This window comes from Nonomuraea sp. NPDC003709 (assembly GCF_040610775.1).
Classification (GTDB): domain Bacteria; phylum Actinomycetota; class Actinomycetes; order Streptosporangiales; family Streptosporangiaceae; genus Nonomuraea; species Nonomuraea angiospora_A.
Genome location: NZ_JBEXMW010000027.1, coordinates 116703 through 140968 on the forward strand (window position 1 = coordinate 116703; position 24266 = coordinate 140968).

At 65.2% G+C, this 24266-nt stretch carries 29 protein-coding genes; 13 read left to right on the forward strand and 16 right to left on the reverse strand.

The window, feature by feature from the left end; genetic code table 11:
- Together ABZX61_RS53385 and lpdA are read left to right on the forward strand one after the other, a co-directional pair.
- The gene (locus ABZX61_RS53385; protein WP_350737447.1) at positions 1-375 is read left to right on the forward strand and encodes a tautomerase family protein; all 375 of its coding nucleotides are present in this window, start codon (positions 1-3) and stop codon (positions 373-375) included.
- 20 nt (positions 376-395) lie between these two features.
- Positions 396-1775, forward strand: coding sequence for a dihydrolipoyl dehydrogenase (gene lpdA, locus ABZX61_RS53390; RefSeq protein WP_355207656.1), 1380 nt, complete (start codon positions 396-398; stop codon positions 1773-1775).
- 61 nt (positions 1776-1836) lie between these two features.
- Here the strand turns inward: lpdA and ABZX61_RS53395 are convergent, their stop codons facing one another.
- Both ABZX61_RS53395 and ABZX61_RS53400 read right to left on the reverse strand, forming a co-directional pair.
- A complete protein-coding gene (locus tag ABZX61_RS53395) occupies positions 1837-3039 on the reverse strand; it encodes a tyrosine-type recombinase/integrase (protein ID WP_355207658.1) in 1203 nt (400 codons plus the stop codon).
- Position 3040: 1 nt separating this feature from the next.
- Entirely contained in the window at positions 3041-3661 is a 621-nt protein-coding gene (locus ABZX61_RS53400) for a hypothetical protein (RefSeq protein ID WP_355207661.1), read from the reverse strand.
- Between the two features lie 67 nt (positions 3662-3728).
- Between ABZX61_RS53400 and ABZX61_RS53405 the strand changes: the two genes are divergently transcribed.
- From ABZX61_RS53405 to ABZX61_RS53435, 7 genes are all read left to right on the forward strand, one after another.
- Positions 3729-4055 carry a helix-turn-helix domain-containing protein gene (locus ABZX61_RS53405; protein WP_355207664.1) on the forward strand — a complete coding sequence of 109 codons (327 nt, stop codon included), beginning with the start codon at positions 3729-3731 and terminating at the stop codon, positions 4053-4055.
- 40 nt (positions 4056-4095) lie between these two features.
- The gene (locus ABZX61_RS53410) at positions 4096-4548 is read left to right on the forward strand and encodes a hypothetical protein (RefSeq protein WP_355207667.1); all 453 of its coding nucleotides are present in this window, start codon (positions 4096-4098) and stop codon (positions 4546-4548) included.
- 265 nt (positions 4549-4813) lie between these two features.
- A complete protein-coding gene (locus ABZX61_RS53415; protein WP_355207809.1) occupies positions 4814-5191 on the forward strand; it encodes an HNH endonuclease signature motif containing protein in 378 nt (125 codons plus the stop codon).
- A 673-nt stretch (positions 5192-5864) separates the two neighbouring features.
- Positions 5865-6023 carry a hypothetical protein gene (locus ABZX61_RS53420; RefSeq protein ID WP_355207670.1) on the forward strand — a complete coding sequence of 53 codons (159 nt, stop codon included), beginning with the start codon at positions 5865-5867 and terminating at the stop codon, positions 6021-6023.
- Positions 6024-6069: 46 nt separating this feature from the next.
- The gene (locus ABZX61_RS53425; RefSeq protein ID WP_355207673.1) at positions 6070-6558 is read left to right on the forward strand and encodes a hypothetical protein; all 489 of its coding nucleotides are present in this window, start codon (positions 6070-6072) and stop codon (positions 6556-6558) included.
- A gap of 22 nt (positions 6559-6580) precedes the next feature.
- Positions 6581-7504 (forward strand): hypothetical protein, encoded by a 924-nt coding sequence (locus ABZX61_RS53430; RefSeq protein ID WP_355207676.1) that lies wholly within the window; start codon positions 6581-6583, stop codon positions 7502-7504.
- Between the two features lie 553 nt (positions 7505-8057).
- Positions 8058-9617, forward strand: coding sequence for a hypothetical protein (locus tag ABZX61_RS53435; RefSeq protein WP_355207679.1), 1560 nt, complete (start codon positions 8058-8060; stop codon positions 9615-9617).
- Between the two features lie 179 nt (positions 9618-9796).
- Here the strand turns inward: ABZX61_RS53435 and ABZX61_RS53440 are convergent, their stop codons facing one another.
- From ABZX61_RS53440 to ABZX61_RS53470, 7 genes are all read right to left on the reverse strand, one after another.
- A complete protein-coding gene (locus tag ABZX61_RS53440; protein ID WP_355207682.1) occupies positions 9797-9919 on the reverse strand; it encodes a hypothetical protein in 123 nt (40 codons plus the stop codon).
- Between the two features lie 157 nt (positions 9920-10076).
- Positions 10077-10241: a hypothetical protein gene (locus tag ABZX61_RS53445; RefSeq protein WP_355207685.1), complete on the reverse strand. Its 165-nt coding sequence runs from the start codon at positions 10239-10241 to the stop codon at positions 10077-10079.
- Entirely contained in the window at positions 10229-10855 is a 627-nt protein-coding gene (locus ABZX61_RS53450; protein ID WP_355207688.1) for a hypothetical protein, read from the reverse strand. Before ABZX61_RS53450 ends, ABZX61_RS53445 begins: the two co-directional genes overlap by 13 nt.
- Positions 10852-11256, reverse strand: a complete 405-nt coding sequence (locus ABZX61_RS53455; protein ID WP_355207691.1) for a hypothetical protein — start codon at positions 11254-11256, stop codon at positions 10852-10854. Before ABZX61_RS53455 ends, ABZX61_RS53450 begins: the two co-directional genes overlap by 4 nt.
- 61 nt (positions 11257-11317) lie before the next feature.
- Positions 11318-12178, reverse strand: coding sequence for a helix-turn-helix transcriptional regulator (locus ABZX61_RS53460; protein WP_355207693.1), 861 nt, complete (start codon positions 12176-12178; stop codon positions 11318-11320).
- A 31-nt stretch (positions 12179-12209) separates the two neighbouring features.
- Entirely contained in the window at positions 12210-12710 is a 501-nt protein-coding gene (locus ABZX61_RS53465; RefSeq protein ID WP_355207695.1) for a DUF6879 family protein, read from the reverse strand.
- The gene (locus ABZX61_RS53470) at positions 12676-12927 is read right to left on the reverse strand and encodes a hypothetical protein (protein WP_219532534.1); all 252 of its coding nucleotides are present in this window, start codon (positions 12925-12927) and stop codon (positions 12676-12678) included. Before ABZX61_RS53470 ends, ABZX61_RS53465 begins: the two co-directional genes overlap by 35 nt.
- Positions 12928-13637: 710 nt before the next feature.
- On the opposite strand from ABZX61_RS53470, the gene ABZX61_RS53475 reads away from it, so the two are divergent.
- Complete coding sequence (locus ABZX61_RS53475; protein ID WP_355207698.1) at positions 13638-14204, forward strand: dienelactone hydrolase family protein; 567 nt, start codon at positions 13638-13640, stop codon at positions 14202-14204.
- Positions 14205-14426: 222 nt separating this feature from the next.
- On the opposite strand, the gene ABZX61_RS53480 is transcribed toward ABZX61_RS53475, so the two are convergent.
- On the reverse strand, positions 14427-15539 hold the full coding sequence (locus ABZX61_RS53480; RefSeq protein WP_355207700.1) for a helix-turn-helix transcriptional regulator: 1113 nt from the start codon (positions 15537-15539) through the stop codon (positions 14427-14429).
- 242 nt (positions 15540-15781) lie between these two features.
- Between ABZX61_RS53480 and ABZX61_RS53485 the strand changes: the two genes are divergently transcribed.
- Positions 15782-16111, forward strand: a complete 330-nt coding sequence (locus ABZX61_RS53485) for a hypothetical protein (protein WP_355207702.1) — start codon at positions 15782-15784, stop codon at positions 16109-16111.
- A 193-nt stretch (positions 16112-16304) separates the two neighbouring features.
- Here ABZX61_RS53485 and ABZX61_RS53490 read toward each other — a convergent pair whose 3' ends face one another.
- Positions 16305-17165, reverse strand: coding sequence for a helix-turn-helix transcriptional regulator (locus ABZX61_RS53490; protein WP_355207704.1), 861 nt, complete (start codon positions 17163-17165; stop codon positions 16305-16307).
- Positions 17166-17520: 355 nt separating this feature from the next.
- Here ABZX61_RS53490 and ABZX61_RS53495 point away from each other — a divergent pair, with 355 nt between their 5' ends.
- Entirely contained in the window at positions 17521-18498 is a 978-nt protein-coding gene (locus ABZX61_RS53495) for an SDR family oxidoreductase (RefSeq protein WP_355207706.1), read from the forward strand.
- A gap of 53 nt (positions 18499-18551) precedes the next feature.
- Here ABZX61_RS53495 and ABZX61_RS53500 read toward each other — a convergent pair whose 3' ends face one another.
- From ABZX61_RS53500 to ABZX61_RS53520, 5 genes are all read right to left on the reverse strand, one after another.
- A complete protein-coding gene (locus ABZX61_RS53500; protein WP_355207708.1) occupies positions 18552-19982 on the reverse strand; it encodes a serine hydrolase domain-containing protein in 1431 nt (476 codons plus the stop codon).
- A gap of 706 nt (positions 19983-20688) precedes the next feature.
- Positions 20689-20862 (reverse strand): hypothetical protein, encoded by a 174-nt coding sequence (locus ABZX61_RS53505; protein ID WP_355207710.1) that lies wholly within the window; start codon positions 20860-20862, stop codon positions 20689-20691.
- Between the two features lie 44 nt (positions 20863-20906).
- Positions 20907-21206, reverse strand: a complete 300-nt coding sequence (locus ABZX61_RS53510) for a hypothetical protein (RefSeq protein ID WP_355207713.1) — start codon at positions 21204-21206, stop codon at positions 20907-20909.
- An 83-nt stretch (positions 21207-21289) separates the two neighbouring features.
- Entirely contained in the window at positions 21290-22828 is a 1539-nt protein-coding gene (locus ABZX61_RS53515; protein ID WP_355207715.1) for a DHA2 family efflux MFS transporter permease subunit, read from the reverse strand.
- Positions 22829-22834: 6 nt separating this feature from the next.
- Positions 22835-23428, reverse strand: coding sequence for an NAD(P)H-dependent oxidoreductase (locus ABZX61_RS53520; protein WP_355207718.1), 594 nt, complete (start codon positions 23426-23428; stop codon positions 22835-22837).
- Between the two features lie 108 nt (positions 23429-23536).
- Here ABZX61_RS53520 and ABZX61_RS53525 point away from each other — a divergent pair, with 108 nt between their 5' ends.
- Positions 23537-24262: a TetR/AcrR family transcriptional regulator C-terminal domain-containing protein gene (locus tag ABZX61_RS53525; protein WP_355207721.1), complete on the forward strand. Its 726-nt coding sequence runs from the start codon at positions 23537-23539 to the stop codon at positions 24260-24262.
- The last annotated feature ends 4 nt before the right edge of the window (positions 24263-24266 follow it).

Below are 24266 nucleotides of genomic sequence, written 5' to 3' on the forward strand. Positions count from 1 at the left end.
ATGGCACAGGTGAAGGTGTACGGGCGCAGGGATGTGTGGGCCGGACGGCAGCGGGAGATCTCGGATCTGGTGCAGTCGTGCCTGGTGAGCGCCTGGGGCGTGCCGCCGGAGAAGCGGTTCCACCGGTTCCTGCTGCTGGAGGAGGACGACTTCGTCTGCCCTGGGCGCAGTGACAATTACCTCATCATCGAGGTGATCTGCTTCACCGGGCGCAGCGACGACGCCAAGCGGGCGCTGATCAGGGAGATCTACGACAAATCCGGCTACGAGCCCGAGGACGTGGAGATCACGATCATCGAGATGCCCAGGGTGAACTGGGGGATCCGCGGGGTGCCCGCCGACGAGCTCACCCTCTCGTACAAGGTCGAGGTCTAGCTGACGGTATGGTCCGACTCATGAGCACTCACTATGACGTCGTCGTTCTCGGCGCGGGTCCCGGAGGGTATACGGCCGCCGTCCGCGCCGCCCAGCTCGGACTGCGCGCTGCGGTCGTCGAGGAGAAGTACTGGGGTGGCGTCTGCCTGAATGTGGGCTGCATCCCGTCCAAGGCGCTGCTGCGCAACGCCGAACTGGCCCACATCTTCAACAACGAGGCCAAGACGTTCGGCATCAGCGGCTCGGTCACCTTCGACTACGGGGCGGCCTTCCAGCGCAGCCGCAAGGTGGCCGACGGTCGGGTCAAGGGCGTTCACTACCTGATGAAGAAGAACGCCATCACGGAGTACGACGGCCGCGGCACGTTCCTGGACGCGAACACGATCCAGGTGAACGGCGAGACGATCACGTTCTCCCACTGCATCATCGCGGCGGGCGCGACCACCCGGCTGATCCCGGGCACGCGGCTTTCCGAGCGTGTGGTGACGTACGAGGAGCAGATCCTCACCGAGGAGCTGCCGGAGAGCATCATCATCGCGGGCGCCGGCGCCATCGGGGTGGAGTTCGCGTACGTGCTGCACAACTACGGCGTCAAGGTGACGATCGTGGAGTTCCTCGACCGGGTGGTGCCGCTGGAGGACGAGGAGGTGTCGGCCGAGCTGGCCAAGCGCTACAAGCGGCTCGGCATCGAGGTGCTGACCTCGACCCGCGTGGACGCCATCGAGGACACCGGCGCCTCCGTCAAGGTCACCGTCACCCGCGGCGGCGAGACCCGGGTGCTCGAGGCCGACAAGGTGCTGCAGGCCATCGGGTTCCAGCCGCGCGTCGAGGGCTACGGCCTGGAGAAGACGGGCGTGGCGCTGACCGACCGGGGCGCCATCGCGGTCGACGGGCGCTGCCGTACGAACGTGCCGCACATCTTCGCCATCGGCGACGTCACCGCCAAGCTGATGCTGGCGCACGCCGCGGAGTCCATGGGCATCATCGCCGCCGAGACGATCGCCGACGCGGAGACCATGGAGCTCGACTACGTGATGATCCCGCGGGCCACGTACTGCCAGCCGCAGGTGGCCAGCTTCGGCTACACCGAGGCGCAGGCGCGCGACCTGGGCTACGACGTGAAGGTGGCGAAGTTCCCCTTCACGGCCAACGGCAAGGCGCACGGCCTGGGCGACTCGGCCGGCTTCGTCAAGATCATCAGCGACAACACGCACGGCGAGCTGCTCGGCGCCCACCTGATCGGGCCCGAGGTCACCGAACTGCTGCCGGAGCTGACCCTGGCCCAGCAGTGGGACCTGACCGTGCACGAGGTCGCCCGCAACGTCCACGCCCACCCGACGCTCGGCGAAGCGGTCAAGGAGGCGATCCACGGCCTCGCCGGCCACATGATCAACATGTGATCGCTGGGGGCAAAAACCCAAGGTAGACAGGCATTTATGGGTCTTCGTGGTCAGCACGAAGTCAGCACGCGGCTGCCGGGACTTCGGCGATGCCTGTCTGGTAACCGGCCTCCATCGCGTCGAGCGCTCTGTCCCATGCCTCGTCCACGAGATGGCCGTACGTACGGAATGTGATCCCGATGTCCTGGTGTCCCAGCCATCGGGACACGTCCGTGATGGGGATGCCCTGGGCGAGTTGCATGGATGCGTAGGAGTGGCGGAGTCCGTGAGGGGTGAAGTCCTCGGGAAGCCCCGCCGTCTTGGCTGCGGCGACGAACGCCAGCCGATAAGTCTCGTACCCCACCCAACCTCCCTTGGCCGCCTGGAACAGGTACCCGTCTGCGGTGCCGTGGCTCTCGATGTGCGTGGTGATGGCGGAGTGAACGAACGGCGGCAGCGGCATGACCCGGTAGTCCCCTTCCTCACGGTGCTTGAGTGGGCCTAACACGCGCTTCCTGGTCACCTGCTCATGGATGCGCAGTCTCCGGCCGCCGAACATCACGCCTTCCTCGGCGACGGCAAACGCTTCAGATACCCGGAGACCGCATCCGGCCATGAGCCATACCGTCGCCGCCCAGCGGGCTGGCATGGAGTCGGCGAGCTTGCTGATCTGCGTCCAGGAGGGAACCAGAAACTCCTGTCTCTGCGCGGCGCTGGGCAGTTCGATGTCCGTGCAGGGCGACTCGGGGATGAGCTTGTCCATTGTGGCCTCGCTGAAGATCGCGCCCACGACCATGTAGGCGCTGTGGATGGTGTTCGGCGCGTACGCTGCCTTGATCAGGGCTGAGATGAAGTTCTTGATGGTCTGCCTTGTGATGGCATTCAGCCGAAGGTGACCGAGAGTCGGGTTGATCTGGTTCCTCAGCGCATTGCCGTAGATCTCAACGCTCTTGGCCGACAGCCCGACACGGCCTGAGAGCCAGCTGTCCGCGTAGTCGGCGAAAGTGATCGCTCCGGCTTTGGGATCGATGGTGCGGCGTAAGCCGCTCACCTTGTCGGACTTGATCTCCAGAATGAACGCTTCTGCGTCCTTCTTCATGTTGTGCGGATAGGACTGCTCCTGTTGCTTGGTGCCGCGTCCGCCGAGCCGGTAGCGGACCACCCAGGAGTGGCCGCACTTGCCCCAGGATCGTTCGGCGGTCTTGCGGTCGTCGGCCTTGCGGAGGTCGAGTGTGCGCCCGGCTTTGGTGTCGGCGCACTCGCATTTCTTGATCAGGCTGGCCACGTTAGTTCGTTTCCTCGCTTTCGTTCATCGCCTTGAGCAGTGATATGGCCTTGTCGGTCAGGGTGCCGCCCGATTGGCGTTCGGCGGCCTCGGTGAGCATGTCGTTCTTGCGGGCCAGGGAGATCCAGTTGGCTGCTGCTCTTCGGTCCGCACCCACGATCTCGGCGAGGTCCTGCACGGGGTTGGGCTCGCGCATGAGTACGTACCAGGCGTAGAGCACGGCTACGGCGAGGTGGAAGGACTCCGGCCGTCCGCTTCGGCCTGGCTTGGGGTTGTCGCTGGCTGTCTGCCGGATGTGGCGCTTCGCCCACTCGGTATGCGGGTCGAGCACATGGAAAATGTCTTGATCGCGGCTGAGGCGCTGAAGGTCGCTCTTCAACTCCCGTGAGATCTCGGCCAACGGAATGGATCGCAGCGTGCCTGTGGTGATGCCCCGTGCGATCAGTTCGGGGTTGTTGGTGGTGATGCGCAGTTCGCTGGGGCCGCCCGTGCTATTGGGCGACCACCACATGTCCACCTGCCAGCCGTCGTACCAGTGCTGGAGGTGGTAGCCGGGGCCCTGGTCGGGCCGCACCTCTTCCCTCGCGTGCGTGTGTACGCGCGGTTCCTCTTGTTTGGTCATGGCGATGACGCTACACCATTCGCAGTCAGTCTGGAAGACTGTCCATGTATAGATTGACGTTCTGAACATGAATATGCGATGGTGGTCGCTGCCCGCCGCGCCCGGCCGGGGCGGTCACGGGCATGCCTTTGACAACTGCACAGCGGACACGACGCGAGGCGTACAGCTCGCGGGCGCAGCGTGCCCGCAGATGAGAGAGGAAAGCGATTTGGCCAGCGGAGGAAGCAACCGCCTGATGTCGGTGAAAGACGTGGCCGCCTACATGGACGTGCCGGAAAGCACGGTCTACGCGTGCTGGAAGAAGTGGGAGCTGCCGGGCTACCGGATCGGCAAGCACCTCAGATTCCGAGTGCGGAACGTGGAGACCTGGATTGACCGCCAAGCCATCCATTGACCATCGAGAGAGAGGGAAATGCGATCACTAATCAGTTTGGGTGAACTATGACAAGGGGATCGAATTGACTTTTCCTGAACATCAGTTTGGCAAGGTTTTTCAGCGGTATGCGGGCAGCGTGGCTCGTCAGGGGTGCAATCTTTCCTTAGATGCCCGACTCCTTTTGGCCGCCATCGCTCGCGCAAACAACACAGGACACGCTGTATTCAAATCTGGCGAGCTGCGGCAGGTCCTTAGCCGAGAGAAACCGGACGGGACTGTTAAGCCCGCTTCACGGTCAACCGTCTACGACACGTTGAAAAAGCTTCGCTTGGCAGGGCTCGCACTGCCTCGCGGCGGGGAAACCTGTGTATGGCTTCCGCGAGAATTCTGGGAACGCGGATTGGATAAGGGCGCAATGTGTCCCGTTCATCAAACGTGGGAGTCGGGCTATGTGTCGAATGTCGATTCGACCATGGCCCATGAGTCCTATGATGCTGGACCGATGTGGTAGTCCTATGAATCCAGACCCGTTGATCCGAAGATCCTGGACTGGGCCATGTCTCCGACCTGCACAAATGCGACTTCCTCTCTATTCTTATGCTCCTTCGGCAGGCGAGGAGGGACGACGAGCCAGACGAAGGAATAATTAAGGGGCCAGCTTGGGGGCTGGCCCCTACTTCGATCAGTTATCTAGAGGGCCTGGAGGCCCTAGCCGGAAGGCCCATTAGTTGCGACTAGTTGATTATATAGGGCAGCCTTTGAGGGGCTGCCATGGATTGATAGTTAATTGGACGATTGGAGGGCCGTCGGCCCTGGCGAACAAGATTTGCAACGAGAGTGGTTGTCATGAAATATCCGTTCGTGGCGATGGCAAGTGTTCCGCCCACCGCCGTAAGCCCTGGGCAGTCACGTCCAAGAGGAACCTGTCTCGGCCGAAGGATTGGAACCGCCACCGCAGGGCGGTTCTCAAGCGTGATGCTGGAGTTTGTTATTTATGCGGTCAGGCCGGTGCAAACGAGGTAGATCACGTCACCGCCGTAGCCGATGGCGGCGGCTGGGAGTACGGCAATCTTCGGGCCGCTCATCGTGCCTGCCACCAGGCCAAGACTCTTCGGGAGCGAGCCAGCAGAGCCCACCGAACGAACCGATGTTGATTCGTTAGTTCGCTAGTTGCATGGCCGACATCGTGTCACTCATCTCGTCCTCGCAGAACGGAGTATCTCCGCTCACCTCATTTTGGCCATGGGCTCTGAACCGAGATAGAAACCCTCTGCCGGTGTGCCGCAACCACAAGGGTCTTCACACCGTGAACCGCCTTCGCCGAAAGGAAGCCTTTATGCTAAGGCATTCTCAAGACGGTTTTCTCACACAGGTATTTAAGTGTGGCCATTGCGACAAGCTGTGCAAGGAGAGCAGGAAGCTGGGTTCGGGTCGCCCAGGCCCTTGGCGTCAGTACTGCTCGGCCGAGTGCCGTCAGGCCGCCAAACGTGTACGAGATCGAGAGCAGGCGCAGCAACGTTACCGCCGCAGTAAAGGCTTGTGTCTGAAGTGCGGAGTCAAGATTGAGGCCGAAGAGTTCGACCCGTACTGCTCACTGCGTTGTGATGATGTGTTGTGGGAGATTCGGACGGCCGTGAGGTGATGTTTCTCGCACAAATAGTTAACTTCCCCCTCTAATAGAGGGTAGGGGAGAAATCCTAGACTCTCCCGCACCACGCAGGCTGTTGAAGGCCCTCGGTGACCTCGTGCCGGGGGTCTTCTTCATCCCCACATCACACCCTCTTTTGGAGAACAACACTGATGATTACCCATGTCCAGCTTGAGAACATGAGCGCCCTGGAGATCCTCACCGCCTGGCGTGAAGGCGACTTGGACCCTGCCATCCGCATCGTGTCCGTGAACGGCGACCTGGACAACCCGAGGTCGCTCACCTACGCCTGGCAGACGACGCCCGAGCATGACGAGCTGCGTATGCGCACCTGGTAAGCCCCGACACGTACCCACGCATTGACTATCGAAGGGAGTAGCCGGAATGGACGACTCACCAACCAACACGCTTGACGCCACCACCGAAATGGAGCCGGTGGCCGAAGCACCCTCAGAAGGCTCTCAGATCGACTCTGAGACCGATAAATGGAAAAGCCTCAGCCGGACTAATGAAGCCCGCTGGAAGACCGCCAGCGCCGAATTGGAGGCCGCAACGGCCAAGAGTGCGGAACTGGAACAGGCCATGACCGCGATGCAGGAACAGCACGTCTTGGCGCTGACTGAGATTCACCTTCAGCACGCTGCCCAGCAACACGGCGTGGAACTGACCCAAGACACGATGTCCAAGCTCAACATGTCCGCCTTCCTCACAGAGGAAGGCTCAGCGGACGTTGACACGATCACAGAGTTTGTTACTTTGCTCGACTCTGGCGTCAAGAAGCCCACGTATGCCCAGGACGTGGGCATCGGCCCTCAAAGCTCAGGTGCACCCGCCCAGCGTGGCGTGTCGCTGGACGCGCGGGCACGCCGCTAACCCCTACTGAAAGGATTTCCTTTTGGCAATTACCCCAATCCCTGCGTACGCGCATGTAGGCACGCATGCGTTCGTTCCCACCGAGTGGAGCAACGAGCTACTCACCCAGTTTGATCCGCTGCTGGTCTGGGCCTCACCCCTGGTGGTGAACACCGACTATGAAGGCGACATCACCGCCCAGGGTGACCGGATGGTGGTCAACGGCCTCATCCGGCCCAACGTGGGGCGCTATGACGATGTTGCGGGCATGACGATCGAAGACCTGAAGACCGTTGAGCAGTACGTGGACATCTCCGAGGCCGACTACGTCGCCTTCTACGTGCGCAACATCGAGACGGTACAGGTAGCCGGCGCATTGGCGGCGCCGGCCGCTCTGGAGTCCATCCGTGCTCTGGCGGCCTCTACGGACGCGTTCGTTGGCGCGACCATTGCGGCCTCGGCTACCAGCCTCCCGCAGGTGAACGTAAGCGCCCAGACTGACAGTCGTGACAAGGGCGAGGCGCTGCTGGAAGCCATCTTCGACATGATGGAAAAGCTCGACACTGGCAAGGTGCCGGACGGTCGATACGTTGTCGTCGGTCCCAAGGCCAAGCGCTATCTGATGCGCGCCCCCGACGTGGCCAACGCCGCCGCCCTGGGCGAGGCTGGTGCAACGGCCAACGGCGTGGTTGCCCGCCTGGCCGGGTTCACGCTCCTGTCCACCACGGCCATGCCGACCGGCGTGGACATTCTGGCCGGACAAAGGTCGTTCACCACGTTCGCCAGCCAGTTCACCGACTTCCGGAGTCAGCCGGTGGAGAAGTACCGACGCGACCAAATTGACGCCCTGCACCTGTACGGGACGCGGGTTCTGTCCTTCCCCGGCGGCAAACAGCCCACCGCACCCAACGTCGCCGTGAAGGATTCTGAGGGCCTCGTGAAGACCGCTGTGAAGTGGACCGCCTAAGTTAATTATGAAGACACATGAAAGCCCCGGATTCAATGGCAGAGTCCGGGGACTCTTCTTGTTTTCTGGACTGCGGGTTTTGTAAGTTTCTCCACCCCCACAAGAAGACTGGAGCCCAGCTCAGAGCATGTTTGACGCCTTCTCGGAAAAGTCCCAGACTCGTACTTGGTCGGAGGAAGCACCCCCCTCGGGGTCTACCAAGGGGTACAAAAGTGCATTACCCCTGGTCGAGACGATGAACTAACAAACATCGATTTTGCAGGGGTTTCGTAGTTTCTTATTGACAGATGAAACTCGAATGGCTAGCTTTCTCCTCGCTGGCTCCGATTCAACCGAGTAAACGAACAAACTCGGGACTGGGAGACTAGCGTCAGACATAAGACAGCCCCAGAGCGCAAGGATTGGCGTCTCAACCGCTCTGGGGCCACCAAGGAAAGGCTACCAAGCCATGCAGAGCAACGCTCCTGTCATCTCCAACGATGCGTTCCATGGGCTCTTCGGAAGGATCACTGACGCACTCGACCCCTACACCGAGGGGTCCAAGGTCGGTGTCATGGTGTCCCTCATGTCGGCCTACAGCGCCTACATCGGCTACGGGCCGACCGTCGAGACCGGGAAGGGCTCTTCCCCGCTGGCACTGTGGGGCGTCCTGGTCGGGCGGAGCGGTGTCGGCAGGAAGGGCACGGCTACCGGCATCGCGAGGCGCGTGGTCGAAGGGGCGTTCGCCAGCTTCGCGGAGGAGAGCGTGGTGGAGGGACTCCCGGCCACTGGCTTGGGGTTCATCACGGAGTTGGCCGACCGGGCAGAGGGCACGCTGGCCAACCCGGTCTGGTTCATCGAGGAGGAGGGAGACGCGTTACTGTCCAACGCGCGTCGTGACGCCAAGGTGGGCATCTACCTCCGCAAGTCCTTCGACGCCCAGACCATCGCTCACAAGACCAAGGTGGATGACCTGCGAGTGAGGCGTCCGCACCTGGGGCTCACGATGCACGTACAGCCGCGAAACTGGGCAGCGGTCGCGGGCGGCAAGGACGCGACCGGGGGCACCTGGAACCGGCTCCTGCCCGTGTGGGTGCAGCAGTCCAAGACGCTGCCCGTGTTCGAGTCCTCCGACGCACATGAGGTCATCCGGCAGGCGGCGCGTGCCTTGCGGCAGGCAGGCGACTACGCCCGCCAGGTGGACACGGTGACCGTGCCTGCGCATGTGGCCCACCTGTTTGAGGCCAAGCACCGGCCCATCGTGGAAGCCATGATCTCCACCGAGGCCATGAGCCAGTACGCCGAGCGGGCCATGGCGTACATGATCCGGCTGGCCGGACTGTTCGCCCTGTCGGAGCGGCGAGACGAGGTCAGCGAGCGTGACTTTGACGCCGCCCTGGCCCTGGTCTGCTATTCCATCGAGACCATCGCTTACGTCCTGCCGGAAGCTGAGGCTTCCGAGGAAACCGCCCTGACGGTCAAGGTGGAGAACTACATCAGGGAAGCCGGGCAGGCTGGCCGTACGGCCACCGAGATCTACCGGGCACTCACCATCAAGGCGAGCGACCTTCGGGAAGTCGTGGCCCAGCTCGACACGATCGAGATCGTGAAGGGGCAGAGCGCCAAGGGCACCGGGGGCCGCCCCAGCATGCGCTACCTCTACGTGATGCCTGAGGGTTCCGACGAAACTAACGAACTAATCAATCTCGGCTCCGAGGAGATCCACGAGATTGTTACGGAGGAGCCTGCCGAGTCGGCCACCACCGAGGAGACGGCACCTGAGGAGGAGGCCGCTCCGATGACGGAGACTCCGGCCTTCCTGCCCTTCCTGAGCGATGACGAGTGGGACGAGATCGACGCCGTGCCGAACGTCATGCCTGAGACTGAGCCTGAGCCTGAGCCGGTGGCCCAGGCCACCGAAGAGCCCACCGTCTCGGAGGAGGCTGTGAAGGCGTTCCTGTCCTCTCCCGCCGGGGCGGAGATGCTCCAGGAGATCCTGATGTCCATGATGGCTAAGCAGGCTGCGGCCAGCGCACCCCAAACGGCCACGGTGACCAAGGCCAAGGCTCCCCGCAGAAGCCGGGCCAAGGGCAACGCCGAAGCGCTCTTCCAGGCTCCTGAAGTAGCGGCCTAGCGTCCCGTAGGGCAGGCCCCCGGCTACGGTCGGGGGCCTGCCCATTGGTACGTCATCCCCGGAGGCCGGTACGTGAAATGGCAGACGTACGCGTGTCCCGGCCGGGACGCCAAGGCCCCGTCTGGGGTCCTCATTCGCTATCAGGCGGGGCCGTGAAGGATGGTCGGCGTCTTGCCGCTCTAGTGGTCGTTCTCCTCCTCGGCCGTCTCGGCGACGTTAGCCTCGGCCTCATCCACGGTCACGGCGTCGGCCTCGTCGGGCTCGGGCTTGGTCTCGGCAAGGGGCCTGGGCGGGGCGATCATGGGCACTCCTTCGTTTGTGGAACCTGCGGAGTCCTGGCCGTACAAACCATGGGGACCGAAAGGACGGCCAGGAACCCGCCCCCGGTGGGGAAGCCTCCGGGGGTACTGCACCCCGGAAGAGGGAGAACCAGCGAGAACACCTCAACCGGGGCTGTCTTTAGGGGTGCCCTCCGCTCTTCCACGGACGCCAGCCCCGGCGCCAGTCGTCCATGAACGACTGCACGATGAGCGAGACCAGGCCCAGCAGCGGGCAGAGGAGCAGGTAGGCGGCGGTCATGCGCAGCATGCGCACGCCCAGCTCGACATTGCCTAAGCCGCCCACAGCGCATCACCTTCTGTCACGGCCGGCTGCACGTCCTGTAGCCGCATCAACAGCTCACGGGCGAGCACGTGATGCATGTCGTAGTCGTCGAACGCCAAGACGGCGTTCCGCTCGAACGGCACCAGCGGCGGCAGGTAAGGAACAAACACATCCGCCCGCACTCCGTACGGCGAGCAGTCGGCCACGGTGAAGACGGCTGCGTTACGCCGCAGGTGCGAACACTGGGAGATCGCCTCCGGGATGCATCCCCGGCACGTCGGCGGCGCGTTGGTGTAGCCATCGCCATCACGCCCATCTCCCGACAGCAGCCACCAGATTCGGCCCGTGGCCCGGTCCACTGCTGATCGTGCGCACACCTGGCACAGCCGCTTTTCCATGCAGCGCCACTGTCGCAACGTGTTGACCGTCTTGAAGTCGGGCCGCCCGGTTCGGTTCTGACTCTGCCGAAGGCGAAGGACGCCGTTGCCGAAGTCGTCGCGGTGCGGCACGACGTAGCCCAGCCGCAGCCCGCCACGGCGCGGTACCCACTTCAGCGGAGGGTTCTGAGTCTCGCCTGTCCACCCGATCACGTACGGGTAGCGGAACGCTGTCGCGCTTACCTTGGCTCTGCTCATGCGGCTTCTCCCGCGTTCTGCGCGACCAGCAGAGCAACGCGGCCCGGCTGCGACGCCGGTACGACCTCCACCCTGTCGGCCCGCAGCTCGTTGTCAGGTCCTCCGCGTGCCAGCTCGACCATGTAGGCGCCCGAGCGAACCCCGATGGTCACCGTGGCGACCCGCCAGCCCGCATTGGCGTAGATGATGAGCTGAGGCGGATACCGAAGCTTTTCGACGAACGGGCCAGGATGCGCCCCACACTCGATCACCAGCCGCTTGATCAGTTGCGCGTTCACGCCTTCGGCCGTCAGATGCTCAAGAACCCGGTCGAGGGCAACGTTCTGTGCTGCCGCCTCCTCCTCCCGGATCGGCTCCCCCAACAGGTCTTCGGCTGATGCGGTTATGTGAGTGACGGCCATGTCTCGACGCTAGGAGCGAGTGATCCCAGAGCACCAGAAACTTGCGGATACTTGCGGGCGCCTACTCTAGGGAGTCCATCGCTGCCTTGATTAGGGCACGCGCCTGTCGTCCGAAAACGGCTATCTCATGGAGCCGACTGAACGTCTCGGCGTACATAGCGATCTCCCTCGGTTGCGTGATCGTGAGGAAGCCAGACACCAGTTCCACATTCGCTTGCGCATCATCAAAGATGTAGAAGTTCTCGACAGGCCACCGCCCCGCCCGCTCCACGTTGGGCGGGATCACCGCCAGTGAAACAGAGGGAAGCGCCATCGCTTCCAGCAGGTAACCGAGCTGGCCAATCATCACCTCAGGGCCGCCGCGCCGGTAGGTCAGCACCGCTGCCTCCAGGATGAACACAAACCGGTGGTTGCCCTCGTAGAGGATGTGTTGCCGAGCCATCCGCTCGGCGACGGCTTCGGCGACATCATCGACAGGGACGCGTCTGCCGTCCCGAATCGCCGCCAGGGTGGCCGTGGTGTACCCAGCCGTTTGAAGGAGCCCAGGAATGACGTCCTGGCAGTAGGAGCGATACACCTTGGTCCGCTCGTACAACTCTCGGACGGCGGCATTCAGGTGGGTAAGGCCAGACTTCTCAGCTCGCCGCCAGTCCAGCCAAGCCGAATCCACGGCACGGAGTTCGGCGATCAGCTCGGGTAGCAGGCCGGGCACTCCGCATGCCTGCACCCAAGCCGCTATGTCGCCCTCGGATGGCTGCTTCTTGCCGTGTTCGATTCGCGAGGTTTTGGCCTCATGCCACCCCGCCAGAGCTGCCAGTGCTCGGGAAGTCAGGTGCGCGTCAAGCCGTAGGTCGCGCAGTCGGGCGGCAAGCGCTTGTCTGGCTGCCTGAGCGCTGGAGCTGGAAGAATGCGGGGTGGACATGAGCCTGTGCGAGACGTGATCAGCGGGGCGACTAGATCCGATACCCCTCATGGTCGATGGCGCGGTCCCAGGCAGCCGCGAACGCTGACGAACACAACGCTACGGTCGCCGGATCATCGGTCTCATCATTGGAGACCCATGCGCCGTCGCCCGCGAAGTGGCAGAACTGCACCATGCGGCCATCGAAGACCCACACGTCATTTCCCGGCAGAGCCAGATCCGAAGCTAGGTGCCTCGGTAGCCATCTGATTGCCTCACCCGCCGCCAGGTTCACCCCTGGCGTGACGGCATGCTCGAAGGCGATGTAGGTACTCACCGGCTCGGACACCACGCGGACCCTCCGCATGTTCACCCCCCGAACGATTGCCGCGCGGGCGGTGGTGGTCCAGTCGGAGTACAGCCGCACTGCTTCGGCGAGATCTCCGGCCTCCCAAGCGAGATAGCCGGGATCACCGGTCATGTACTGGTCTCTGAACTCCAGTTTGAAGGCTGTGTGCTCACACTTCGCCAGCAGCTCGCCGAACTCTGTCACGGCATGCCTCCATGATGATCTCGATCATGCGCTCGGGGAGTCGCACTACCGACTCCGTATCCAGGATGGGGCTGTCGGCTGTGACCCTCGCAAGGATCTCTGGGTCAACAACGGTCTCCCCCTGGAAGAAGAAGTCACCCGTTGCCTCGTCCCGGAATACGGCCGGACAGTTGTTGCCCGGATTGGTTGGGTCCTTGCCGTAGAACGTTATCGCCACGGTGGTCTCCTACCTGTGTGGTTTGCGGCTCCTTGCGCATATGCGAGCCTGAACGCACTCGGGAGGGTAGTCAAGAGGCCCTTAGAGGGTGGGGCCATCACGGGTCAGCACAACGTCAGCACCGGTGCTGACAGCAGCGGTGATCAACCCGGAACAACAAGAAGCCCCAGACTCCCGGAAAGTACCGTGAGCTGGGGCTAAGTCTCTTGTTTGACGAGGTCACAGGTGGCGTGCTATCGAAAACCACACCACACGATCAACATGTGACCGGGTCCCGGGGGAAAGCACGGTCCTCACCCAGGAGGCGCTACGCGCCATGCGATGGTTCGGCCCTGCCTCCCAGGGGCTCCGCCCCTTCGACCCCGGGAAACCCCCGCTCGCTGCGCTCGCCTGCGCCCACCCGTTGCGCGATTACCGGGTTGGCCTGCTGGAGCCCGCCCCGAGCGGTCCTCGCTGGCGCTCGGGCTGTCTCCATAGGGATCGGGGGCGGGGCCCCGGAACCGCCGCGCTCCCGCTTTCCGCTTCTCGGGCTTGGGCCCCGTGCGGCGCGCCCGCGCCGCGGCCCGGGGGGGGGGGGCCGCCCCGGGGGGGGGGGGGGCCCCCCCCCCCCCCCCCGGCGAGGTGGCCTGCCGGCCCCCTCGCGCTCCCCCGGCTGTGGGCCGCGTTTCCCACGGGTGCGTCGTCGGCCGTGAAGCGGAGAGGATGATGGAATGGCTCATATCGCTTTGTTTCATTCCGTGTACGGGCTACGAGCTGTCGAACGTGCTGCCGCCGATGGCTTTCGCGCCGCCGGGCACGAAGTTGTCACACCTGACCTTTATGCGGGCGCAATCGCCACGACGATCGACGAAGGGTTTGCACTGAAGGACCGGATCGGTTGGGAGTCCATCGTGGAACGCGCCCGCGATGCAGTCCGGAGGATGCCTGGGGGCACCGTTCTCGCCGGCGTTTCGATGGGCGCTGGGGTGGTCGGGGAACTGCTGCCGGAACGGCGCGACACAGCTGGTCTGCTGCTCCTGCACGGCATCACGGAGATCCCCGCGGCAGCGCGGACCGCCCTGCCTGTACAACTGCACGTCGCAGATCCGGATACGTTCGCGCCGCCCGCCGCTGTCGAGGGCTGGGAGAAGGCCGCGCGGAGCGCGGGTGCCGCTGTGGAGGTCTTCACCTATCCGGGTGTCGGACACTTCTACACGGACGCGAACTTGCATGATCATGATGCGGAAGCGGCCGATCGCACGTGGCGGCGAAGTTTGGATTTCCTGCGGCACCTCTGAGTCGCTGGTTCGGGCAGGCAGTCAGGGCCGAGGGTTCCCCTTCGTCAGACTGGTGAAGGTTTGCGGTCACCGCACTAAGAACGGCTCTTTAGGCGGGCAACACCCAGGCAGGCCCCTCAGGCTCGCCCAGCCACATTCATTGCCCCTCGGGGGTGACGGTGAGCCCGAAGCTGGATTGGTGGGGGCGTTTCCTTTGAGCCGATGCATGAATGTGGTGATCAGTCAAGCAGAAGGATGCTCGGGAGGCAGCATGGACTGAAGATGCTCACGTGCTACGCGAATATCCGAAATGCGATCCCATTTGGCCGATGCCGCAATGATCTCTTTCGCTCGTGCATTCACGCGAGCAGAGCTGATGAAGGGTAGTGCTCGGGTGAGGTTCTGCATGTATTGGCCTAAAAGTGCTGATTTGCCCGCTCGTATAGCTGTCTGTGCTTGCCGGCCGAGATATTGAGCATGAAAGAGCGGAGACCACTGCCCCATGGCCTGGGCTGCTTCGTGCAGGAGCCGGTCGGCCTCGTTGTACTGGCCCAGCCGGCTCAAGCCGATGGCCACATCGCCGCCGAGAGCAGCCTCGGCGAACGGACTCAGCCCGCGAGTGTCCAAGGCTCGATCCAGGGATTCGCGAGCTTCCCGCTGATTCCCCTTGATGCCCGCCAGCGCACGCCCCAGCCGCATATGCAGGCTGGACAGGCGGCTTGGGGAAAGGTCGGCGATTCGTAGTCCGCGCTGGGCATACTTCACCGCTCGGAGCTGGTCGCCGCGATAGAGACTGACGCGGCTCAGCGCGTCATAGGCGCGCGACCGCGCTGACGGATCCTCGGCATGGTGCGCCAGTTCGAGAGCGATCACGCCGGCATGCTCTGCCTGGGGGAGCCTACCGGCGTCGTACAGAGCGATGCTGGCCTGGTACAGCAGATCCGATGCTGCCGTTTGCAGATCGCAACCAAGAGAGCCGGCTCGAAGGCGGTCTATTTGCTTCACATGCCCCAGGGCGCGGGCCGTGAGGGGTAGCCCCCCGAGTTCGTAGCGGCCTCGCGCCATACTGTCGGCCAGTGCTCGCACATAGTCGGGATCAAGATAAGGATTTGAGCTGGCAGCGGACGGGACGAACACGACTGATGCCGCGGCTGTCAGGAACTCCCTGCGCTCCACAGGTCCCTCCTCAGAAGGCGTAAATCGCACCTCCCAGCCGACACGCGCAAGCAACTCCTTTGCCTTGGCCAGACCCGTATCGGCGACGCCTCGGCACACGCGGGAGATCCACGCTTGCGACACACCTAACTCATGGCCGAGCTGGGCTTGGGTCCAGCCGCGTTCTTGCATGATCGCCATGAGGGCTTCGGGGAGTGTCCGAACTTCCACTAGCTGAGTTTATAGCGGAGAGGTATTAGCAAAATAGTGCCCTATACCTCTGAGGAATACCTGCGCTGGCGTAGTGGAAACGGTTGGGGAAACCTGGCCGTCGGCCGGTGAACCACATCAGATCTATTTCCTGTGACGAGACGACGGAGGCGAACGGTGCGACTCGAGCTTGACGAGCCGGCGGAGAAGCCGGCCGCGCAGGAGGCGACGCGATGAGTGCTCGGGCCGAGGGCAGGCAGGAACCGAAGACCAAGGCGCCCGAGATCCGATGGAAGCCGTCCCTGGGTTCCATGACTTGCGAGAAGGGCTGGGTCGGCGCTCGATTGCTGTTCTCGATCATCGACGAGCGCTACAAGCTGACGCTGCATCATCGGCTCCCCGGGCGTGACGGTCTCCCGATGAGCAGTGAGACGTTCGAGGTGAATGGCAGCACGTCCATGGAGCAGGCGCGTACCAAGGCGCACGAGCGTGCGCACGCGATCTGGGTGGAATTCTTGCGCGATGTCGTAGCGCCTCGCGCAGGGGCGAAACGGGCATCCTAGACGCACCGTCGAGAACGCCCCGCCAGCTCCTCCCGCACTCCCCGCCAGCTCCCGCACTCCTCGGCCAGCCCGCCTACCGGCAGAGCCTGGTTGTCTTCGCCGACCTCGGCCGCCGCCCCTTACGGGCACGGGATGCCGTGAGCGTCGGGCCCGAGACACCGTCCGTGGCACGGAACAGACCAAGTCCCGGTCTTCACGTATTCGGCAGCGTGTGCGAAATCAGCTGCTGGCTTCCGATGACGGAGAGAAGCTGCAGTTTCTCGTAGCTTTCGCTGCCGGGGATGGCGGTGTAGACGAGAAGGGAGTGCGACTGGTCGGGGTCGAGAAGCCCTTGGCAGGTGAGCTCCAGCTCGCCGAGCTCAGGGTGTATGAAGCGTTTGACGTTGTTGTATCGGATGCCGATTTCGTGTTCGTTCCAGACGGCGCGGAATTCTTCGCTGCGGTCGAGCAGGAGCTGTTGGAGGTGCGCGGCCCTTGACGTGGGGCCGCGCAGGGTGACCACTCTGCGGAGTCCGGAGGCGAGGACGCGGGAGTGCAGCGCGTGGTCGTCGGGGTGATACAGGGCCCGGACGGCCGGGTCGGTGAACCATCGGTAGCCGATACTGCGGGCTGGGCCGGTGTATCGGGTGAGGTCGCCAGTGAGTGCGACGCCGAGCGGGGTCTGCCGCAGTGTCTCGCCGAGCTCGGTGACGATTTCGACGGGGGTGTCGGTGAGCCGGTCGAAGATGCGCAGCAGGCCGGGACTGATGTGTTCGCTGGTCGCGCCTCTCGCGGGTGGGTTGTGCCCGGCGAGGCGGAACAGATGGTCGCGTTCGTCGAGGGACAGATGCAGACCCTGCGCGATCGAGGCGATCATCTGCTCGGAGGGGTGGGGTCCGCGCTCCCGCTCCAGCCGGCTGTAGTAGTCGGCGGAGATGTGGCAGAGCGCGGCGACCTCTTCGCGGCGCAAACCGGTGGTTCTGCGCCGCTGCCCGCGCGGGAGCCCGACGTCTTCAGGTTGAAGTGACTCGCGGCGGCGACGCAGGAAATCGGCGAGCCCGGCCCGATCGATCATGGCTGCTTCCTCCCTGATTGCCAGTTCTGTTTGGTTCTACCACCGGTGCCTGACCGCAGCCTCGGCTTGTCGATCCCCCCTTCGCGGCCGGCCCGGTCCGGACAGCCTGGGATTGAGAGGCCGTGGATATCCCCGCGGGTCAGGTGCAGCCTGGGATCGCATCCACTCTCCGGAGGAACGGGCACCTGGCGAATCCCACGAGAAAAGTCATCGTGGTCACGGAACAGCCCTGCGGCGTCGGCAACGCCATTGTGCCTTAGGGCCGAAAACTGCTTTCGGGCGAGGACAGGGCGCCGATCCACGCGCCCGGGCCGGTCGCCGTCGGCGCCATTCAAGAGAAGCGAGGAGCAGCAATATGGCACGCACCACACGACTGGACATCACGGTTCCCGACCTCTCCGGGAAACTCGCCGTGGTCACAGGGGCCAGCGACGGCGTCGGACTGGGCCTGGCGACCCGCCTCGCCGCCGCTGCCGCCGAGGTCGTCATGCCCGTTCGCAACCGTCGGAAGGGCGAAGCGGCGGTCGCGAAGATCAAGCAGCAGTATCCGAACGCCGCCGTGTCCCTACGGGAACTCGACCTGTCGTCGCTGGACTCGGTCGCCGCGTTGGGCGCCACCCTGCGCAGCGAGAACCGTCCGATCCACATCCTCATCAACAACGCCGGAGTGATGACCCCACCGGACCGGCAGACCACCGTAGAAGGGTTCGAGCTGCAGTTCGGCAGCAACCACCTCGGTCACTTCGCTCTCGTCTCCCACTTGCTGCCCCTGCTGCGCGCGGGACGCGCCCGCGTGACCTCGCAGATCAGCATCGCCGCGAATGAGAACGCCATCAACTGGGACGACCTGAACTGGGAACGGTCATACCACGCCCGCCGCGCATACAGCCAGTCCAAGATCGCGTTCGGCCTGTTCGGGCTCGAGTTGCATCGGCGCAGCCAGGCGGCCGGCTGGGGGATCACCAGGAACATTTCCCACCCCGGCGTCGCACCCACCAATCTTCTGGCCGCGCACCCCGAGATGGGCCGGGCAAATGACACGGTCGGCGTGCGCGTCATCCGCGCTCTTTCCCGCCGCGGCATCCTTCTCGGCACGGTCGAGACGGCGGTGCTGCCGGCCCTATTCGCCGCCACCTCCCCGGACGCGCGCGGCGCCCGCCTCTACGGTCCCTGCGGTTTCAGGAACTTGTCCGGCGCGCCCGCCGAACAGCCCGTCTACTCCCGGCTTCGCAGCGAGGACGACGCCTGCCGCATCTGGCGGATCTCCGAGGAGGTCACCGTCACCGCCTTCCCGGTTGCGCTGTCCATGACCGATCCGACGGGCGGCAGGTGAGACTCACCGGGGTCGGCAGGGTGCGGATCGCACAGCCCTCCCGCGGCCGGCACCTACGCGACGTCGGGTCGTGTCATCAGCGGCGACCGCACATGCAACGCCAGACTGGGACCGGTCAGGGGCACGGTGCTCCACGTCGCCACCGCTGTCCCCGCGTCGGCGTCGACCACCAGCCGAACCCGGTGCGGGGTGGTGATGACGTAGAGCTCGGCGACGAACGTGCTGCCCTGCCAGGCGCCGGCCGCGACGACAGGGCGGCCGAGCGGCGCGCTTTCCCGCCATTCGCCGTGGCCGGCCTCGACGTCGAGGAACGATCCGAATCGCAGCAGCCATCCACCGTCCACGGGATCGACGATCACCGTGGTTCCGTCGGGCAGAGCCGAATCCTCGGCGGAGGCGTCGAGTCTCGCCTTGACGGAACGCTCCGGGGCGGCCGAACCCGGCACCGGCGCGAATGACAGCCGCCGCAGCCGCTCGGCGAGGATCTCGTCGTCCCGGGTGCTTCCCGCCTGGTCCATGCCGGGCAGCAGGCACTCCCAGATCGCGTCGAGCGTTACCTGTGCCTGCGCATTGCCGCCGGTCATGGCGACCACGAGATCGTGCGACGGGACGACCACGCATTGCTGGCCGAAGGAGCCATTACCGTGGTAACCATGACGCGACATCCAGAACTGGTAACCGTAACCGCAAAGGAAGTCGACGTCCCCCGACCCGTCCTCGAAGGGCAGGGTGTCGATGTGCCGGCTGGTCGCGAGCTCCACCCATTCGCGCGGAACGAGCCGCCGGTCGCCCCAGAGGCCCCCGCGCAGCAGCAGTTCGCCGAAGGCGGCGACGGCCTCGGTCGTGAGATGCAGCCCGTGGAATCCGAAGGCGGCGCCGCTCGCCACCCGGTCCCATTCGGCGTGGTCGACGCCCATCGGCTTGAAGAGGCGCTCGTCGAGCAGTTCCGGCAGGCCGCGGCCCGTGACCCGTTCCACCATCCGGGCCAGGATGAAGGTGTTCGGATTGTCGTAGGCGTGCCGTGTCCCCTCGACCTCGGGAAACGGTACGCGCAGGAAGCCCTTCACCAGGTCGCCGGGTTCCAGCCGCCAGGCCTCGGCGAGGCTGTCCGCACGGTGTCCGGTCGTCATGGACAGCAGGTGGTGAACGGTGAGGCGGCGTGCCCGCTCCGAGATGTCGGCCGGAACGTGGTCGGGCAGCACGTCCACCACCCGATCATCCAGCGAGAGCAGCCCGTCGGCGATCACGAGCCCCACGGCGACCGAGGTGAACGACTTGGTCAGCGAGTAAAGGAGGTGCGGGCGTTCGGCCGAGTACGGCGCCCACCAGCCTTCGGCGACGACATGACCGTGGCGTACGACCATGATGGAGTGACACTCGACGGATTGCGCTTCGAGCCGGTCCAGCAGCGCGGCAACCGCGCGGGACGACATCCCCGAGGCGGCCGGGGTCGACCGCGGCAGCAGGGCGCGTTGAGAAGGCATCCAGGCACCCTATAAGGCCGCCTCATCACGTTACGAGCCATTATTGGCGTCGTCTGCCGCGGCCCTAGGAGGCGCGACAGGTGACGGGAGGACCACCGCGTGGGAGCTTCGGCTCAGGCTTCTGTCGGATCATCCATTCGATGTGGTGCCATGGGCTCATGGAAGCTGTGCTGGCAGGAGCCGTCGCCATAGTGGGAACCCTCCTGGGGTCCATCGTCACCCACTGATTACAACGCCGTACGACCGACCAACTGGAGATACGGTCCCGAGATTCCAAACTCCGAGAAGAGCGGATCGAGGCATATGGAGCCTTCGCCGCCGCTTCAACTACTTACCGGCAGGCGCGGATCACGCGTTGGTACAGACAGCAGGATGATCCTGAAGGACCGAGCTATCGCGAAGCTCGTGCCGAGAGCGACCGCGCTCAAGGAGCAGCCCTGCATGCCCTGTTCCGCGCCCAGATCATCGCCGGCGACAACGATGTGACGGCCTGCGCTCAGAGCGCGCTGGAGACGATCGATGGAATGCGTCCCACCCTGTCGCGATCGGAGTTCGACGTGAAGGTCAAGCAGAGCGACCAGCTGCTTACGCAATTCGTGGCCCATGCATCGCGGGACGTGGTCGGCCTGGTGAAGCCTCATGCCCTGCGATCATTGCCGGAGCTTGACACCCGGCCGAGCCACGAGAGCTAACCTGAGTTCCGGCATCAAACTGTTTTGCCTCCGAGCAGGCCGAAAATAACCCCCAGACCGGCCCATGCGGCTCTTTGTAGCCATTCCGTCGTTGACATCTGCGAGGGAGTGGGGTTGGCGATGAAAAAACCCGAATAAATAGCGCCGGCCACGAAGAGGACCGTGAAGCCCAGCACCACGAAGAACACGAGACGGAAATTCCGGTCCACGGTCGTCGCGCCGCCTCCCGGGCTCATTCCGGCCCCCCTGCGTAGCGGCGGGGGCGCGCCGCCGGGCTCGGCTTGGGTGGGCCGCTCCGGTCCTCGGCGACCTTGACGATCAGCGCGTCTATGGGGATGACCTCTTCCTCCGTGGCGGCGCGTGCCCCCTGCTGGGACTCCAGCGTGGTCCCGGCTTTCACGATCAGGGTCAGCTCGCCGAGCGGGCGCCTGAATATGGCGCGGAGAGCCGCACGCATGCCGGAGTTGCCGGCCATCGTCAGGACCATGGCCGCCAGTCCCGCCGTGGCGAATCCCCAATAGAATCCGTTCATGGCCCCTTCTGGGATCGCAGTGCCCGCTATCGGCGCGATTCCCTTTTTCTGGGCGCGGATCCCGCCTCCGAGTGAACTTTGACTCAGGCTTTCCGGGGCGAGGGCGAGGGCGAGGGCGCCGGTTCAGGCTCCGGCTGGGGTGTGGGTTCGGTGCGGAGCGGGGTCTCGCGGATGAGCCAGGCGATCGCGAAGGAGATCGCCGCGAGGGCCGCGGCGCCGAGGAGGAGGGCGTGCAGGCCGCTGGTGACGGCCTCGCGGACGGCGTCGGCCACGGGGGCGGGCAGGCGGGGCAGCGATCCAGGTGTCAGCTCGCCGCTCCGCTCCAGCCGTTCGGCCTGGCCGGGGCCGAGATGGGCGGTCAGGTGAGTGCGCATCCGGGCCGCGTACAGGGTGCCGAGCACGGCGATGCCCAGCGATCCGCCGACGGTGCGCAGCAGGGTGACGGTGCCGCTGGCGGCGCCCATGTCGCGCGGGTCGGCGCCGTTGATCGTGATGAGCGTGGTGCTCTGCATCACCAGGCCGATCCCCGTCCCGATGACGAGGGTGAGCGCCGAGGCGGCCGGTGCGGGGGTGGAGGCGTCGAGCAGGAGCAGGGCCAGGGCACCTGCGGTCATGAGCGCGCCGCCGAGGATCGGATAGCGGCGGTAGCGGCCGTCGCGGCTGATGAGCCGGCCGGTGACCAGTTGCGCGGCGAGCATGCCGAACATCAGCGGCAGCAGCAGCATGCCGGCCGCCGCGGGCGAGGCGCCCTGGACGAACTGCATGTACTGGGGCAGGTAGTTGGTCACGCTGACCATGGCTGCGCCGACGAGGAAGCTGAGAACCTGGGCCAGGGTGAAGCCGCGGTCGGCGAACAGCCGGGGCGGGATGACCGGTTCGGCGGCCCGGCGCTCGACGGCGACGAATCCGGCCAGCGCGAGCACGGAGAGCGCGCCCAGGCCGAGGACCTGGGGTGAGGTCCAGGCGTAGGCGGTGCCCGCCCAGCCGGCCAGCAGGGTCAGGGCCACGATGGCGGTGGTGAGCAGGGCCGCGCCGCCGTAGTCGATGCGGGGCTTGACGCGTTCGGCAGGCGGGAGGTGGATCCGGGTGGAGATGATCAGCAGCGCCACGGCGCCGACGGGCAGGTTGACGTAGAAGGTCCAGCGCCAGCTCAGGTAGTCGGTGAGCAGGCCACCGAGGAGCGGCCCGCCGACGTACGCGATCGGCATGATGACGCCGATCATCGACTGCAGCCGGCCGCTCTCGCGGGGCGGTACGAGAACGCCGATGATGGCCAGTGCCCCGACCATGAGCCCGCCCGCGCCGAGCCCCTGCACGGCGCGGAAGGCGATGAGCTGGCCCATGTCCTGCGACAGTCCGGCCAGGCCCGACCCGGCTAGGAAGAGTGCGATCGCGCTGATGAAGGTCGCCTTGCGGCCGAACAGGTCGCCGACCTTGCCCCAGATCGGGGTGGTGGCCGCGGCGGCGAGCAGGTAGGCGGTCACGACCCAAGGGAGGCGGTCCAGCCCGCCGAGGTCGCCCGCGATCGTGGGCAGCGCGGTGCCCACGATCAGGCCGTCCAGCATGGCCAGGAACATGCCGAGCAGCAGGCCGAACACGCCGACGTAAAGGGATCGGGTCATGGCGCGTCACGCCGCGTACGGCCGGACGGCCTTGGCCTCGCGCAGGGCCTGCGCCCACCAGGCGAGCCGGTCCAGCATCACCTTGGCGGCGGGCTCGACGGCCGGGTCGACCGTCCTGCCCTCACCGTCGAACTGCTCCCAGACGCGCTGGAAGCCGACCCCGTCGCGGATGGTGACCGCGTGCAGCTCGGCCAGGACCAGGCGCAGCTGTTCGACCGCGCGCAAACCGGCGGAGAAGGCGCCATAGGAGACGAAGGCGACCGGCTTGGCGTGCCACTCGGGGCCGTGCCAGTCGATGGCGTTCTTCAGCGCGGCCGGGAAGCTGTGGTTGTACTCCGGCGTGACGATCACGAAGGCGTCGGCCGCCGCCATCCGCGGTGACACCGCGGCCAGCAGGTCTCTGGCCTCCTGGGAGGCCGGGGGCTCGCCGAGGACCGGGAAGACGGTCGGCAGCGGCGTCTCGACCAGGTCGATGAGGTCGGCTTCCATGTCGCCGCGCTGGTCGAGCAGGCCGACGATCCAGTTGCTCACGACCGTGCCGAGGCGGCCGTCGCGGGTGCTGCCGAGGATGACCGCAATCTTGAGCGGGCTGTCGTTCATTGGGGCTCCGTGTCTGTGTACGTCGTATTCAGTGAGATACAACGTACACACGAGAATGTACGTTGTCTACTTCAGATACGCTGTATCGGACACGGAAGAGGAGCCCACATGGCCGTCGAGAAAGACAAACCGCGCGAACCGCTCTGGGCGCGCCTGGAACGTCCGGCCGCCGCCCCGCGGCAGACCCTCTCGCCGCAGCGCATCGCCACGGCCGCGGTGGGGATCGCCGACGCCGAGGGCCTGGACGCGGTCACCATGCGCCGCCTGGCCACCGAGCTGGGCGTCGCGCCCATGGCGCCCTACCGGTACGTGTCAGGCAAGGACGAGCTGCTGGAGCTGATGGTCGACCACGTCTACGAGGAGCTGCGGTTGCCCGAGGGACTCGGCTGGCGGGAGACGATGCGCGCCCTGGGGCACGGCACGCGCGAGATGACGCTGCGGCACCCGTGGCTGGCTCAGCTGTCCCCGCAGGCCATGCTCGCGCTCACCCCGCGCCGCATGGCCGTCACCGAGCGCTCCCTGTCGGCCCTGGCCGGATCGGGCCTCGACCCCGACACGACGATGAGCGTGTTCCGCGCCGTGGACGCCTACGCCAACGGCGCCATGGCGTACGAGATCGCCGTGCAGAGCTTCATGGACCAGCAGGGCTGGGCCGACGGGGGCGAGCTGCGCAGTGAGCTCGCCCCGCAGATGACCTGGCACATCCAGACCGGGCGTTACCCCACCTTCGAGGGCTATCTGATGACGGCCACCCGCAAGGACGACGTGCTCTGGCGGTTCGAGACCGGCCTCGAGTACGTCCTCGACGGCATCGCCGCCAAGCTGGGGATCTGAGGAA